Consider the following 13,907-nt stretch of genomic DNA (forward strand, 5'->3'; position numbering starts at 1 on the left):
GGCCAAGAGATGAGTGAAATTGCATTGGTAGATCGCGTCATCTGCGCTGCGGCACGTGCCTGGGAAAACGACGGCGAGGTGCTGGCCACCGGCATCGGGCTGGTGCCACGACTGGCGGCCTCGCTGTGCATGCGATCCCTCAACACCGATCTGATCATGACGGACTCCGAGGCCTGGGTGGTCAGCGAGCCGGTGCCTGTGGGCCCTCGCGGTGACTACAAGATCAGGCGAGAGAACTGGATGGGCTTCTCGCGCATCTTCGACAACGTTTGGGGGGGCAAGCGCCATGCCATGGTGGGGCCCGTGCAGGTGGACCGCTTCGGGCAGGGCAATATCTCCATGGTGGGTGGCGACTACGCCCGTCCCAAGTCCATGATGCTGGGCGTGCGCGGCTTTCCCGGCAACTCCATCAATCATGCCAATTCCTTCTTCGTGCCCAATCACAGCACCAAGGTTTTTGTGTCGGGCGAGGTCGATGCCGTGGGCAGCGTGGGCTACAACAGCGCGCGCCTGGCCAAGGGCTGGACGCTGGAGGAGACCACGGACATCCGCTTCATCTTCACCAATCTGTGCGTGATGGACTTTGGCGGTCCCGGCCATCAGGTGCGCCTGGTGTCGCTGCACCCCGGGGTGACGGCGGCACAGGTCAGGGAAGCCACCGGCTTTGAGATACACGTTCCCGAGAATGTGGGCGTGACACCCGACCCCACGCCCGAGCAGCTGGCCTTGCTGGCCCAGCTCGATCCGCACAATCTGCGCGCCATGGCCATGGGAGCCTGATATGCAGCATGCATCCAGCGAATTTGTGACGCGCGAGGACAACGCCGTCTATGAAACCGGCGAGCCTGTGCTCTATGGCGTGGACAACGGTGTTGCCACGGTCACCATGAATCGGCCCGCGTTCCACAACGTGCAGAACTCGCAGATGACCTATGCGCTGGATGCCGCCTTGCGCAAGGCGACCGACGACGACAGCGTCAAGGTCATCGTGCTGCGCGGCGAGGGCCGGCACTTCAGCGCAGGTCACGACATCGGCACGCCCGGCCGCGACATCAACAAGCCGTTCGACCGCGTTCACCTGTGGTGGGATCACACCAACAAACCGGGGGGCGAGCAGCTGTTTGCCCGCGAGCAAGAGGTCTATCTGGGCATGTGCCGGCGCTGGCGCGAGATCCCCAAACCCATGATTGCCATGGTGCAGGGCGCATGCGTGGCGGGCGGCCTGATGCTGGCCTGGGTCTGCGATCTGATCGTGGCCAGCGACGATGCCTTCTTCCAGGACCCCGTGGTGCGCATGGGCATTCCCGGCGTGGAGTACTTCGCCCATGCCCACGAGTTGCATCCGCGCATTGCCAAGGAATTCCTGCTTCTGGGCGAGCGCATGCCGGCAGAGCGCGCCTACCAGATGGGCATGGTCAACCGCGTGGTGCCGCGTGCCGAGCTTGAGGACCAGGTCTATGCCATGGCCCAGCGCATGGCGGCCCAGCCGCGTCTGGGCATGGCGCTGACCAAGATGGTCGTCAACAAGGCCGAGGAACTGCAGGGCCTTCGCTCCACCATGGACATGGCTTTTGGCTACCACCACTTTGCCCACGCGCACAGCCAGGCGATGGGCATGGGGCAACTGGGCGGCCAGGACGCCAGGTCCATGGCAAAGGCCAACAAAGAAGCGTCAAAGGCATGAGCAATATGAACGACATGGGCAGTCTGCGCACTCCTCTTTGCGACCTGCTGGGATGCCGCTACCCCGTGATCCAGACGGCCATGGGCTATGTGGCCGGCGCCGATCTGGTGATAGGGACCACCAATGCCGGCGGCTTCGGATTCCTGGCAGGGGCCACCATTGCAGCCGACAGAATCGAGGCCGAAATCCTTCGCGTCAAGCGCGAGACCGACGACCAGCCTTTCGGACTGAACTTTCACATGTTCCAGCCCAATGCCCAGCAACTGCTGGATCTGGCCGTGAAGTACCGTCTGCGTGCAGTCAGCTACGGCCGTGGCCCGGACAAGAAGGTAATAGGCCGCCTGCGCGAGGCCGGCATCGTCTGCATGCCCACCGTGGGAGCCCTGAAGCACGCTCAAAAGGCCATCGAGATGGGGGCCAACGCCATCACCGTGCAGGGCGGTGAAGGGGGCGGCCATACCGGCAGCGTGCCCACGACGGTGCTGCTGCCCCAGGTGGTGGATGCGGTCCAGGTTCCGGTGGTTGCCGCTGGCGGCTTCTATGACGGCCGCGGTCTGCTGGCCGCACTGGCCTACGGCGCATCGGGCATTGCCATGGGCACGCGCTTTCTGATGACCAGTGACTCCAAGGTCCCGCAGGCCACGCTGCAGCGCTATCTGGCCGCCAGGGATGCGGAAAAGATCGCCATCTCGCATCTGGTCGATGGCATGCCGCAACGCATGATTCCCAACGAATACCTGGCCATGCTGGAAAAGGCCAGTCCCATGAAACGCTTGCGCATTGCCCTGAGCCTGGCGCTGCAGTGGAAGGCCGAGACCGGCATGACCACGGGCCAGGCCCTGAGCATCTTCATGAAGGCCCTGCGCGAGGACTCTTCTTCGGTGGCCCAGACCGTGATGGCCGCCAACGCACCCATGCTGCTGCAGCGCTCCATGGTGGATGGAAACCCGGCCGATGGCGTGATGTCAGCCGGTCAGGTGGCCGCGCTGATCGGCAGGCTCGACAGCTGCGAGGACATGATAGGCGGCATTGTCCGCCAGGCCATGGAGCGTCGCAACGCACTGAACGCATTGACTCCCGCATAACAACAAGCCAACGAGACCGGATATGTCCACTCAACAATTTCATTCCCATATTCATGACAACGGCGTGGCAGAGCTGGTGATCGACCGCGCTCCGGTGAATGCCCTGAATGCCGCCGGCTGGAATGGTCTGGCCCGGGAAATCCAGGCGCTGGGCGACAGGCCCGAGGTGCGCGTGATCGTCATTCGCGCCGAGAACCGGGGCTTCTGTGCCGGTGTGGACATCAAGGAGCTGGCCGAGAACGACAAGCTCATCCTCGACGTGAACGCCGGCAACTACGCGACCTTCAAGGCCGTGCATCTGAACCGGGTGCCCGTGATCACCGCCGTGCACGGCTTTGTGCTGGGCGGCGGCATCGGTATCTGCGGCGCATCCGACATCGTGATCGCGGCCGAAGACGCCACCTTCGGCCTGCCCGAAGTGGACCGCGGCGCCATGGGCGGGGCCGCCCATCTGCAGCGCATGTTCGGCGTGCAGAAAACCCGCTACCTGTTCTTCACGGGCGAGATGATCGCTGCGGCAGAGGCCCTGCGCCTGGGGGCCATCGAGCGTGTGGTTCCCCGCGAGCAACTGCGCGACACCGCCATGGACATCGCCAACCGGATTGCCGCCAAGAGCCCCGCCATGATCCGCATCGCCAAGGAGGCGCTGACCGGCATCGAGGACGGCAATCTCGAAGACAAGTACCGCTGGGAGCAGGGTTTCACCCTGCAAGCCTATATGAGCCCCGACTCCGCCGAGACGCGCAGCGCCTTCGTGGAAAAGCGCGAAGCCAAGTTCTGAGCACCGATAGCGCGAAGAGGAGACGACCATGGATTTGACATACACCCCAGCGCAGAAGGCCTTCCGTGCCCAGGTGCGCGAGTGGCTCAGGGACAACGTGCCCAGGCAGCGTCTGCAAAGCTATGACACCCGCGAGGGCTTCGAGCAGCACCGCCAATGGGAAGCCCGGCTGGCAGACGCAGGCTACAGCGCCGTGACCTGGCCCAAGGAGCTGGGCGGCAGCGGCTGCGACCTGACCGAGTGGCTGATCTTCGAGGAAGAGTACTGGGCGGTCGATGCGCCAGCCCGCGTGAACCAGAACGGCATCCTGCTGCTGGGTTCCACCCTGATGGAGTTCGGGACGCCCGAGCAGAAGGCCCGCTTTCTGCCCCGCATGGCGCGATGCGACGATATGTGGGCCCAGGGATGGTCCGAACCCAATGCCGGCTCCGACATGGCGGCCATCAGCAGCCGTGCCATCCGCAAGGGCGACAAGTTCATTCTGAACGGCCAGAAAATCTGGTCCACCCGTGCCATCTTCGCCGACTGGGTGTTCGGCCTGTTTCGCAGCGACCCGACGTCGAGCCGCCACCACGGTCTGAGCTACATCCTGGTGCCCCTGAACACGCCCGGCATCACCGTGCGCCCGATCCGTGCCATCAACGGTCGTGAGCACTTTGCCGAGATCTTTTTCGATGAGGTGGAGGTCCCTGCGGAAAACCTGCTGGGCGCCGAAGGCAAGGGCTGGCACGTGGCAATGGCGACGGCAGGCTTCGAGCGAGGACTGCTGCTTCGCTCTCCCGCCCGCTATCAGCGCAGCGCACAGAAGCTGGTGGATCTGTATCTGCGCAACCAGGTCGATGCCGACCGCGATCACTCCATTCGCGATGCCGTTCTGCGCGCCTGGCAGGGGGCTGAGGCCTATACCCTGTCCTCCTATCACACGGTGGGGCGCTTGAACAAGGGGGCTCAGATCGGCGCCGAGGCCAGCACCAACAAGATTGTCTGGTCCGAACTGGACATCATGATTCACGAGACTGCGATGCGCATTCTGGGCGCGCGGGCAGAGCTCATCGATGACGCCGAGGCCAACGAATGGCTGGAAGGGTTCCTGTTCTCGCAGGCCGGCCCCATCTACGCGGGCAGCAACGAGATCCAGCGCAACATCATCGCCCAGCGCATGCTGGGCCTGCCCAAATCCTGACCGGCAGGGAGACAATCATGGACTTCACCTTTACCGAAGATCAAATCGCATTCCGCGACTCGATCAGCCGTTTTCTGATGACCGAAGCAGCTCCTGAGCTGCTGAGGGATATCTGGGAAACCCCGAGCGGCCGCAGCCCCGAGCTGTGGGCCAGGATTGCCGAGCAGGGCCTGATGGGTCTGTCGGCACCCGAGGCCGATGGCGGCATGGGGCTGGCCGATGTGGACTGGGCACTGCTGCTGCAGGAGGTGGGCTATTACGCCTTGCCCGATTCCCTGAGCGATACCGCCTACGTAGCCGTGGGCATGCTGGACGCCTTGCCTCAAGGGCATGAAAGCCGTGTCTGGCTCTCCAGGATCGCCGCAGGCAGCTGTCGCGTGGCCGTGGGCCATCCCGTCAATCCCCAGGTGGCGGACGCCGCGCTGGCCGACGTGTTGCTGCTGCCGCATGCCACGGCCACCGGTCTGGAGCTGCATCTGGTCCAGCCCGCACAGTGCGAGATCACGACACTGCGCAGTATTGACTCCTCGCGCCGCCTTGCTCAGGTGTGCTGGACTCCGTCCGAAGCCAGCCGCCTGCTCGACGGCACGCAGGGCCAGAAGGTCTGGGACACGGCGGGTGAGCGCGGCGCGCTCGCTGCTGCTGCGCAGATGCTGGGCCTGGCCCAGCGCATGCTGGACCTGTCCGTGGACTATGTGGCGCAGCGCAAGCAGTTCGACAAGGTCATCGGAAGCTTCCAGGCCGTGCAGCACCACCTCTCCGACATCGTCACCAGGATCGAATTTGCCAAGCCCGTGCTCTACCGCGCCTTCTATGCGCTGCAGCATGGAGAGTCGGATCTGGCCGTGCGCATCTCGCACGCCAAGCTCCAGTGCAGCGAAGCGAGCTGGTTTGCAGCGCGCCACAGCCTGCAGGTGCATGGGGCCATGGGCTACACCTGGGAAGTCGATCTGCAGATGTTCATGAAGCGGGCCTGGGTGCTGGATGCCGCCTGGGGCGACAAGGCCTGCCACGCGGCCCGTCTGACCCAGGGCCTGCTGCGCAGCCCCGATGCTCCCGTGGGACCCGGCTCGACCTTTGACCGGGACATCGATTCACGCGGCTCCTGCTCTGCGCAGGATGCCGTCAGGAACATGGATGAGGAGGTGGCTGCATGAGCGCCCAGGCCTATATCGTTGATGCACTGCGCTCGCCCACCGGCAAGCGCAAGGGTTCTCTTGCCGCTGTGCACGGCGCCGACCTCGGCGCCCATGTGATCAAGGCACTGGTCGAGCGCAACGACATTCCCGCAGCCGATTATGACGACGTGATCTTTGGCTGCGTGGACACCATCGGCTCCCTGGCCGGTGACATCGCCCGCACTTCCTGGCTGGCGGCCGGCATGCCCCTGAATGTGCCCGGCACCACGATCGACCGCCAGTGCGGCTCGTCCCAGCAGGCCATTCATTTTGCAGCCCAGGCCGTGATGAGCGGCACGCAGGATGTGGTGCTGGCCGGAGGCGTGCAGACCATGAGCGCGATTCCGATCTCCTCGGCCATGCTGGCCGGACAGCCCCTGGGATTCAGCACGCCGTTTGCCGAGAGCAAGGGCTGGCAGTCCCGCTTCGGCAACGCACCTGTCAACCAGTTCTATGCCGCCCAGCGCATTGCCGACCACTGGGGCCTGAGCCGCGGCGACATGGAAGTGTTTGCCAAGGAAAGCCATGACCGGGCCCTGAAGGCGATTGCCGAAGGCCGCTTCGACCGTGAAATCGTGCCATTCGGCGATTTCGGGATGGACGAAACGGCACGCCTTTCGACCCTGGAGAAGATGGCCTCCCTGGAGCCTGTGGACCCGTCCTACCCCGCCATCACCGCAGCCGTCTCAAGCTCGACCTGCGATGCGGCGGCCGCCGTTCTGGTGGTGTCCGAGGCTGCGCTCAAGCGCTACCACCTCACGCCCCGCGCCCGCATTCACCACATGAGCGTGCGTGCCGATGACCCCATCTGGCACCTGACCGCGCCGATTCCAGCCACGGAATATGCGCTCAGGAAGGCGGGCATGACCATGTCCGACATCGACCTGGTCGAGATCAACGAGGCTTTCGCTTCCGTGGTCATGGCCTGGCTCAAGGAAACCGGATACGACCACGCTCGGACCAATGTCAATGGCGGCGCGATTGCGCTGGGCCATCCGCTGGGGGCTTCGGGAGCCCGGCTGATGACCACGCTGCTGCACGAGCTGGAGCGCACCGGCGGTCGCTTCGGCCTGCAGACGATGTGCGAAGGCGGTGGTCAGGCCAACGTCACCATCATCGAACGACTCTGACGGCCTTCATGAAGGCGCGGCATCCCTGCATCGAGCCGGATTTCAGGCGTGAGCGCTCGGGCAAGTCGTCCAGAAAGCCAGCGCAGACAGCAGCGCCATGCAGGACGATCCGACAGCTGGAGCCAGCGCGGTTCTGGGGGCATCGCGTGCCGGTGCAGTCCATACCCGCAATCCGAATCCCGAATCCCGAACAACCAAAGGATGGAGACCATGCAAACATTGAATCAAGGTGTGGATCGTCGCGGCTTTCTTCAGGGGGCAGGTGCCGTGGCCGCCGCCGCGACCCTGCCCTCCGTCGCCGCGCAGAAGAAGAACGCAGCAGCCGTGCCCGACGGCTATGCCTGGGCCGAGCAGATCCGCCGCGGCGATATCACGCCGCTGGAAGCGCTGGAGGCCGCGATTGCACGCACCGAGGCCCTGCCCAAGCTGAACGCCGTGGTCATCAAGGATTACGAGCTGGCGCATGAGCAGGCCAGGCAGATGTCGGCGCTGGGCAGCGCGGCACGCGCCGAAGTTACGGCCAGGGCGCCCATGTGGGGTGTTCCCTTCTTGCTCAAGGACCTGAACCAGTATTTGAAGGGTACGGTCACCACCAACGGCTGCCGCTTCTTCAAGGGGGCGGTGGCGGAGTTCGACAGCACCCTGGTGGCACGCTACAAGGCGGCCGGTCTCAACATCTTCGGCAAGACGGCTTCGCCCGAGTTCGGCCAGACGCCCACGACCGAATCCTTGCTGTACGGCCAGTCGCCGAACCCCTGGAACGCGGCCCACACCACGGGAGGCTCCTCGGGAGGTGCGGCATCGGCGGTGGCAGCGGGCATTGTGCCTGTGGCCCATGCCAGCGACGGCGGGGGCTCCATCCGCATTCCCGCCTCGCACTGCGGCCTGTTCGGTCTCAAGCCCAGCCGCGGGCGGCTGCCCGCCGGCCCGGCCAGCATGGAGGGCTGGATGGGACTGTCCATGAACCATGTCATCAGCCGGAGCGTGCGCGACAGTGCTCACCTGCTCGACCTGACGCAGGGACGCGAGCCCGGCTCGCGCACCATTCCTCCGCGCGATGTGGAAGGCAGCTATCTGGACGCTCTCAGGCAGGCGCCACACAAGCTCAGGATCGCCGTCTGGTCGAGGAACTACTTTGGCATTCCCGTGCATGCGGACTGCCAGGCAGCCGTGGACAAGGCCATCCAGGCCTGCCTGGCGCTGGGTCATGAAATCGTCGAGGACATGCCCGAGCTGCCGGTGGCCGAGGTGTTCTCGGGTCTGGGCGTGGTGACCTCGGTGGGCATGATGGCCAGCATCCGCGCCCGCGAAAAGGAACTGGGTCGCTCCGTGCGCCAGGATGAGCTTGAGAAGATGGACTGGCTGTACCTGGAAAAGGCCCGCTCCTATACCGCCGAGCAGATGCTGATGGCGCGCACCCACTTCGACACGGCCGGTCAGATTCTGGACCGATTCTTTCTCAAGTACGACCTGATCCTGACTCCGGTGATGGCGGTTCCGCCTCCGTTGCTGGGCGTGCTGACGCTGGATCAGCCCTATGACTCGTTCGCGCGCGAAGCCGTCAAGGCATCGCCCTACACCGCACTTTTCAACATGACGGGCCAGCCCGCCATGTCCGTGCCCATGCACTGGACGGCGGATCAGTTGCCGATCGGCGCGCACTTTGCGGCACCTTTCGGGCGCGAGGGCCGCCTGCTGGCACTGGCCGCGCAGTTGGAGCAAGCCGTGCCCTGGGCCCATCGTCGGCCCGATCTGTCGGTTTTCAAAGCGTGATTTCAAGAGCGCAGACTGGCTGCGTGCCTGCTCTGCACCGCAAGCAAAAGGGGAAACAAATGGGTATTTGCAACCAGAGAACCGTCGTCATCACGGGTGCAGGCGGTGGCCTGGGGCGCGCCTATGCGCTGGCCTTCGCACAGGAAGGTGCAAATGTGGTGGTCAACGACATTCGCGCCGAAGCTGCCCAGGCCGTGGCCGACGAAGTCAGGGCTGCCGGGGGACAGGCGCTCGCCAACACCGGTGACATCACTAGCGTGGCCGGTGCGCAATCGATTCTGGAGGCCACGCTGGCCGCCTTTGGCGATGTGCAGGTCATTGTCAACAATGCCGGCGTACTGCGCGACCGCATGTTTCTGAGTCTTTCCGAAGAAGACTGGGACATGGTCATGCGCGTGCATCTGCGCGGCCATTTCTGCATGGCCAAGGTCTTCGGCAGCTATTGGCGCGACCAGAAGAAGGCAGGCAAGCCCGTGGATGCGCGCATCATCAACACCAGCTCCGGTGCCGGTCTGCAAGGCTCCATCGGTCAGAGCAACTATGCCGCAGCGAAGGCCGGCATTGCCGGTCTGACCCTGGTGCAGGCGGCCGAGCTGGCGCGCTACGGTATCACCGCCAACTGCCTGGCACCGGCGGCGCGCACTTCCATGACCGAAGGCGCAATGCCCGATATGGTCAAGAAGCCCGAAACCGGCTTCGATGTCTGGGACCCCATGAACGTGGCCTCCATCGTCGTATGGCTCGGCAGCGCAGAGTCCGCCCATGTGACGGGGCGCTGCTTCGAGGCCAAGGGTGGCGAGCTGTCCGTGGCCGACGGCTGGTTCACCGGCAAGGTCCACGACAAGCGGGCACGCTGGGAGCCTGCCGAGCTGTCTGCTGTCGTCGATCGACTGATTGCCGAGGGCCGGACTCCCCAGAAGGTTTACGGGACCTGAACGCCGCCAGCGGCCGGGTCTTGGAGTCCGGCCTTCCTACTTGATGAAGAACTCAGGACGCGAGCCATCATGGATTTAAGTCTGAACGAAGAACAAAAGATGATTGCCGAAAGCGCCGCGGTCTTTCTGCAGGAAAAAAGCAGCACGGCCCGGGTGCGCAAGGTCTGCGAAACCGAAGGCGGCCTGGACCGCTCCCTTTGGCAGGAAGTGCTGGACATGGGGTGGTGCAGCGTGGCCCTGCCCGAAGCGGCAGGCGGCATGGGCCTGGGGTGGCGTGAACTGGTGTTGCTGCAGGAGCAGATGGGCTATCACCTGGCCTGCATACCTTTCTTCGACGCCGTCGTTGCGGTGACGCCGTTGTGGCAGGCGCTGAGCCAGACCGCAAGCGGGCTGGGCGTGGTCGAGCGCCTGGCGGTCTCGGGGCGGATCTGCGTGCTGGGCATGACGGTGCAGGGTGAGCTGCCCGCCGCAGCGACCGTGAGGCTCGAAGGCGACGTGCTGGTGCTCAATGGTCAGTGGCGCCAGGTCGGCTCCGGCGCTCATGCCGATGTGTTTCTGCTTCCGGCCACGCTGCCTTGCGGATCTCTGGGGCTGCTGGAGGTGAATGCCGGGGCCGAAGGCCTGAGCGTGCAGGCGCTGGCGACGATGGACGCCACGCGCAGCAGCGCCGATATCTCGGCCGTGAATGTGAGGCTCACTGGCTCTGCCGTGCTGATGCATGGCGATGCACTCGAGCAACTGTGGGCGAAGACGCGCCATCTGGCCGCCATCGGCCTGGCGGCCGAGCAGGTCGGCGTGGCCGAGCGCGCGCTGGATCTGGCCGTGGCGTACACCAAAGAGCGCCAGCAGTTCGGCAAGGCCGTCGGCAGCTTTCAGGGCGTCAAGCACCGCGCGGCGCAGATGCTGGTGAAGGTGGAGACTGCGCGATCTGCCGTCCATGCTGCAGCTTTCATGGCAGATACCGCTGTCCCTGCGGGCGATCTGGGCTATTTCGCCGCTCAATCCCGCACGGATGCGACGGAGGCAGCTCTCTTTTCCACACGTGAATGCATTCAGCTGCATGGCGGCGTGGGCTTTACCTGGGAGTTCGATCCGCATCTGTTCTTGCGCCGTGCGCAGGCGTCGAGTCAGCGCCTTGGAACGGTGGAGCAGTGGCGCGAGCAGGTGGCGGCGCGTTTGTTGGACGAGAGCGTGACGGAGGCAGCATGAAGATGCAGGAATCGGAAATCAACGAGGCCTTTCGCGCCGAGGTGCGTGAATGGATGGCGAAGCATCTGACAGGGCGCTTCGCCCCGCTCAAGCATGCCAGCGGCCTGGGTGCCGAAGGCTATGACGCACAGCTGGCCAAGGAATGGGAGCAGGAGCTGGCCAGGGGCGGCTGGACGGGCCTGGGCTGGGAGGGCCGGTATGGCGGACGCAATGCGCCGCTGGCCCAGCAAATCATCTTTCACGAGGAATATGTGCGCTGCGGAGGCCCCGGCCGTATCGGCCATATCGGCGAGACCCTGCTGGCGCCCACGCTGATGGCGTATGGCACGCCCGAGCAGAAGCAGCGCTTCCTGCCCGGCATTCTGGCCGGCACCGACTACTGGGCTCAGGGTTACTCCGAGCCCGGCGCGGGCTCCGACCTGGCCGGCATCCGAACCAGGGCCTGCCGCGACGTGGACACGGGCGAATGGGTGATCCATGGCCAGAAGGTCTGGACCTCCTGGGCCCACGAATCCGAGTGGGTGTTTGTGCTGGCCCGTACGGACGAAGCACCGTGCAGCACAGCCAGCGCGCGCCATGCCGGCATGGTGCTGCTGCTGGTGCCCCTGAAGCAGCCGGGCGTGGAAGTGCGTCCGATTCGCCAGATCACCGGCACCTCGGAGTTCAACGAGGTCTTCTTCGACGGCGCACGCACCGAAGGCGATCTGCATCTGGGCCCTGTGGGCGAGGGCTGGAAGGTCGCCATGTACCTGCTGGGCTGCGAGCGCGGTGCATCAACATTGGGGCAGCAGGCGCATTTCCGGCATGAGCTGGATCTGATCATCGCCCTGGCCAAACGCAATGGCGCGGTCCGCGACCCGCTGCTGCGCCAGCGCCTGGCCAAGGCCGACATGGGGCTTCAGACGCTGCGCGCCCATGCCTTGCGCTCCAGTGGTGATAACACGGCGATCCGGGTGGCCTCGGTCTCCAAGTATGCCTGGTCCAACTGGCACCGCGATCTGGGCGAGCTGGCCATGGATGTGCTTGGCGAGCAGGGCGAGCTGGTGCTCAAGGATCCCGCGCTGGCCGCGCTGCAGCAGCTCTGGCTGGTCAGCCGTGCCGACACCATCTATGCAGGCACCAACGAGATCCAGATGAACCTCATGGCCGAACGTGCGCTGGGCATGCCACGCTGATCAGGTGCGTGCGGCCTTGCACCGGCGGAGCCGGCAGATGCGCTGCCCGGCTCAGACGACGATGCGCAGGAGCTCCGGGTTGTCCCTGGAGCTGGCCGCATCCTCTGCGTTGAAATGTCCTTGCGGCGACATTAGGGAATGACCTATCGTCCAAAGTGACGATGCTGCAGCGCAGCGGCGACCGGAAGATCCAGGCAACAACCTTCTGAATGCAAAATGATTAGCGCTCCCTCCTACGTTGCTGCCCACGGTCTGCTCAAAGACAAAACTGTGCTCGTGACCGCTGCCGCTGGCGCCGGTATCGGTTTTTCCGCTGCCAAGCGTGCAGCAGAGGAAGGCTGCAAGGCCTTGTTCATCTCCGATGTGCATGAGCGGCGGCTGGCCGAAGCCGTGGAGCAGATCAAAAAGGATACGGGTTTGACCCAGGTCTTCGCCAGGCTCTGCGACGTGAGCCGCGAAGACCAGGTGCAGGCGCTGATTGCTGAAGCCGACAGCGCCATGGGCGGCATCGATGTGCTGATCAATAACGCGGGCCTGGGCACCAGCTGCAAGGTCGTCGACATGGGCGATGACGAATGGAGCAAGGTCATCGACATCACGCTGACCGGCACCTTCCGCATGACGCGCGCAGCACTCAAGCGCATGCAGCCGCGCGGCAAGGGCGTGATCGTGAACAATGCCTCGGTGCTGGGCTGGCGTGCCCAGACCGAGCAGGCACATTACGCGGCCGCCAAGGCCGGCGTGATGGCCTTCACGCGCTGCTCGGCGCTGGAGGCGGCCGAATTCGGCATCCGCATCAACGCCGTGGCGCCATCCATCGCCATTCACGCCTTCCTCAAGAAGTCCGCCTCCGAGGAACTGCTGGCCAGGCTCTCCGAGAAGGAAGCCTTCGGCCGCGGTGCCGAGCCCTGGGAGGTGGCCAATGTGATGATCTTCCTGGCCAGCGATTACTCCTCGTACATGACGGGCGAAGTCGTCTCCGTGAGCTCGCAGAGGGCCTGAGCATGAACACAGTCGCAGACAAGATGCTGTTTGACTCGGCGGCCTCGGTGCTGGCCTCGGTGGGCCGTCAGCTGGGCGAGACCGAATGGATGCAGATCCGCCAGGAGCGCATCAACCAGTTTGCCGATGCCACGGGCGACCACCAGTGGATCCATGTGGACCCCGAGCGGGCCCGCAGCGGCCCGTTCGGCACCTGCGTGGCCCATGGCTATCTGACGCTGTCGCTGGCCAACCTGTTTCTCCCCCAGCTGGTTCGCTACGAGGGGCTGAAGATGGGCGTCAACTATGGCTGCGAGAAGGTGCGTTTCCCGGCCCCGGTACCGGTCGACAGCTGGGTGCGTGGCAGCGGCGAGGTCGTGGCGGCGACGCCTATCGGGGAAGACGGCGTACAGGTCACGATCCGCATCAGCGTGCAGGTCATGGATCAGGACAAACCCGGCTGCGTGGTCGAAACCATCAGCAGGCTGTTCTTTATCCAGGAAAATTGAGTGTGTGCAAGCGCCTGCTCCGGCAGACGTTTGCATTTTTTGTAAAGAGGCACGAGCCGCCGACAGAGTGGCCGGCCTCGATAGGGCAGCCCGTACTGCCCAGGGCGCGACGACAAGACAGTTAGGAGACAAAGACATGAAAGACGCAGTCATCGTTTCGACGGCACGTACTCCCATTGGCAAGGCCTACCGGGGTGCCTTCAACGACACCGAGGCTCCGGTGCTGGGCGGGCATGTGATTCGTGCGGCGCTCGGCAAGGCGAACGTGGCCGGTGCCGATGTGG

Annotated in this window: 13 protein-coding genes and 1 pseudogene; all 14 read left to right on the plus strand. The window is 64.7% G+C overall.

What is annotated here, in order from left to right; all coding sequences use genetic code 11:
- Window positions 1-9: 9 nt before the first annotated feature.
- A complete protein-coding gene (locus E2583_RS02015; protein ID WP_291592711.1) occupies window positions 10-780 on the plus strand; it encodes a ketoacid CoA transferase in 771 nt (256 codons plus the stop codon).
- A 1-nt stretch (window position 781) separates the two neighbouring features.
- Window positions 782-1,684 carry an enoyl-CoA hydratase gene (locus E2583_RS02020; protein WP_291592713.1) on the plus strand — a complete coding sequence of 301 codons (903 nt, stop codon included), beginning with the start codon at window positions 782-784 and terminating at the stop codon, window positions 1,682-1,684.
- Window positions 1,681-2,769 (plus strand): nitronate monooxygenase, encoded by a 1,089-nt coding sequence (locus tag E2583_RS02025; RefSeq protein ID WP_291592715.1) that lies wholly within the window; start codon window positions 1,681-1,683, stop codon window positions 2,767-2,769. The genes E2583_RS02020 and E2583_RS02025 overlap by 4 nt, the downstream gene beginning before the upstream one ends.
- Before the next feature lie 22 nt (window positions 2,770-2,791).
- Window positions 2,792-3,550 carry an enoyl-CoA hydratase family protein gene (locus E2583_RS02030; RefSeq protein ID WP_291592717.1) on the plus strand — a complete coding sequence of 253 codons (759 nt, stop codon included), beginning with the start codon at window positions 2,792-2,794 and terminating at the stop codon, window positions 3,548-3,550.
- Window positions 3,551-3,578: 28 nt separating this feature from the next.
- Entirely contained in the window at window positions 3,579-4,733 is a 1,155-nt protein-coding gene (locus tag E2583_RS02035; protein WP_291592718.1) for an acyl-CoA dehydrogenase family protein, read from the plus strand.
- Between the two features lie 17 nt (window positions 4,734-4,750).
- Entirely contained in the window at window positions 4,751-5,890 is a 1,140-nt protein-coding gene (locus tag E2583_RS02040; RefSeq protein WP_291592720.1) for an acyl-CoA dehydrogenase family protein, read from the plus strand.
- Entirely contained in the window at window positions 5,887-7,041 is a 1,155-nt protein-coding gene (locus E2583_RS02045; protein WP_291592722.1) for an acetyl-CoA C-acetyltransferase, read from the plus strand. The genes E2583_RS02040 and E2583_RS02045 overlap by 4 nt, the downstream gene beginning before the upstream one ends.
- A 210-nt stretch (window positions 7,042-7,251) precedes the next feature.
- Window positions 7,252-8,814: an amidase gene (locus tag E2583_RS02050; RefSeq protein ID WP_291592724.1), complete on the plus strand. Its 1,563-nt coding sequence runs from the start codon at window positions 7,252-7,254 to the stop codon at window positions 8,812-8,814.
- Between the two features lie 59 nt (window positions 8,815-8,873).
- Window positions 8,874-9,749: an SDR family oxidoreductase gene (locus E2583_RS02055; RefSeq protein WP_291592725.1), complete on the plus strand. Its 876-nt coding sequence runs from the start codon at window positions 8,874-8,876 to the stop codon at window positions 9,747-9,749.
- Between the two features lie 69 nt (window positions 9,750-9,818).
- On the plus strand, window positions 9,819-10,958 hold the full coding sequence (locus tag E2583_RS02060) for an acyl-CoA dehydrogenase family protein (RefSeq protein WP_291592727.1): 1,140 nt from the start codon (window positions 9,819-9,821) through the stop codon (window positions 10,956-10,958).
- Complete coding sequence (locus tag E2583_RS02065) at window positions 10,955-12,133, plus strand: acyl-CoA dehydrogenase family protein (protein WP_291592730.1); 1,179 nt, start codon at window positions 10,955-10,957, stop codon at window positions 12,131-12,133. Before E2583_RS02060 ends, E2583_RS02065 begins: the two co-directional genes overlap by 4 nt.
- 216 nt (window positions 12,134-12,349) lie before the next feature.
- Window positions 12,350-13,135 (plus strand): SDR family oxidoreductase, encoded by a 786-nt coding sequence (locus E2583_RS02070; protein WP_291592732.1) that lies wholly within the window; start codon window positions 12,350-12,352, stop codon window positions 13,133-13,135.
- Window positions 13,136-13,137: 2 nt separating this feature from the next.
- Window positions 13,138-13,623, plus strand: a complete 486-nt coding sequence (locus E2583_RS02075) for a MaoC family dehydratase (RefSeq protein WP_291592734.1) — start codon at window positions 13,138-13,140, stop codon at window positions 13,621-13,623.
- A 136-nt stretch (window positions 13,624-13,759) separates the two neighbouring features.
- Window positions 13,760-13,907 (plus strand): annotated as a pseudogene (locus E2583_RS02080) (acetyl-CoA C-acyltransferase); the annotation flags it as partial.

Origin of the sequence: Comamonas sp. (assembly GCF_009360615.1) — a bacterium.
GTDB lineage: Bacteria > Pseudomonadota > Gammaproteobacteria > Burkholderiales > Burkholderiaceae_C > Comamonas.

What these genes read in the sequence shown, in the direction of transcription:
- E2583_RS02015 (WP_291592711.1), top strand. Translation starts at nt 10, where the DNA reads ATGAGTGAAATTGCATTGGTAGATCGCGTCATCTGCGCTGCGGCACGT.
- E2583_RS02020 (WP_291592713.1), top strand. Translation starts at nt 782, where the DNA reads ATGCAGCATGCATCCAGCGAATTTGTGACGCGCGAGGACAACGCCGTC.
- E2583_RS02025 (WP_291592715.1), top strand. Translation starts at nt 1,681, where the DNA reads ATGAGCAATATGAACGACATGGGCAGTCTGCGCACTCCTCTTTGCGAC.
- E2583_RS02030 (WP_291592717.1), top strand. Translation starts at nt 2,792, where the DNA reads ATGTCCACTCAACAATTTCATTCCCATATTCATGACAACGGCGTGGCA.
- E2583_RS02035 (WP_291592718.1), top strand. Translation starts at nt 3,579, where the DNA reads ATGGATTTGACATACACCCCAGCGCAGAAGGCCTTCCGTGCCCAGGTG.
- E2583_RS02040 (WP_291592720.1), top strand. Translation starts at nt 4,751, where the DNA reads ATGGACTTCACCTTTACCGAAGATCAAATCGCATTCCGCGACTCGATC.
- E2583_RS02045 (WP_291592722.1), top strand. Translation starts at nt 5,887, where the DNA reads ATGAGCGCCCAGGCCTATATCGTTGATGCACTGCGCTCGCCCACCGGC.
- E2583_RS02050 (WP_291592724.1), top strand. Translation starts at nt 7,252, where the DNA reads ATGCAAACATTGAATCAAGGTGTGGATCGTCGCGGCTTTCTTCAGGGG.
- E2583_RS02055 (WP_291592725.1), top strand. Translation starts at nt 8,874, where the DNA reads ATGGGTATTTGCAACCAGAGAACCGTCGTCATCACGGGTGCAGGCGGT.
- E2583_RS02060 (WP_291592727.1), top strand. Translation starts at nt 9,819, where the DNA reads ATGGATTTAAGTCTGAACGAAGAACAAAAGATGATTGCCGAAAGCGCC.
- E2583_RS02065 (WP_291592730.1), top strand. Translation starts at nt 10,955, where the DNA reads ATGAAGATGCAGGAATCGGAAATCAACGAGGCCTTTCGCGCCGAGGTG.
- E2583_RS02070 (WP_291592732.1), top strand. Translation starts at nt 12,350, where the DNA reads ATGATTAGCGCTCCCTCCTACGTTGCTGCCCACGGTCTGCTCAAAGAC.
- E2583_RS02075 (WP_291592734.1), top strand. Translation starts at nt 13,138, where the DNA reads ATGAACACAGTCGCAGACAAGATGCTGTTTGACTCGGCGGCCTCGGTG.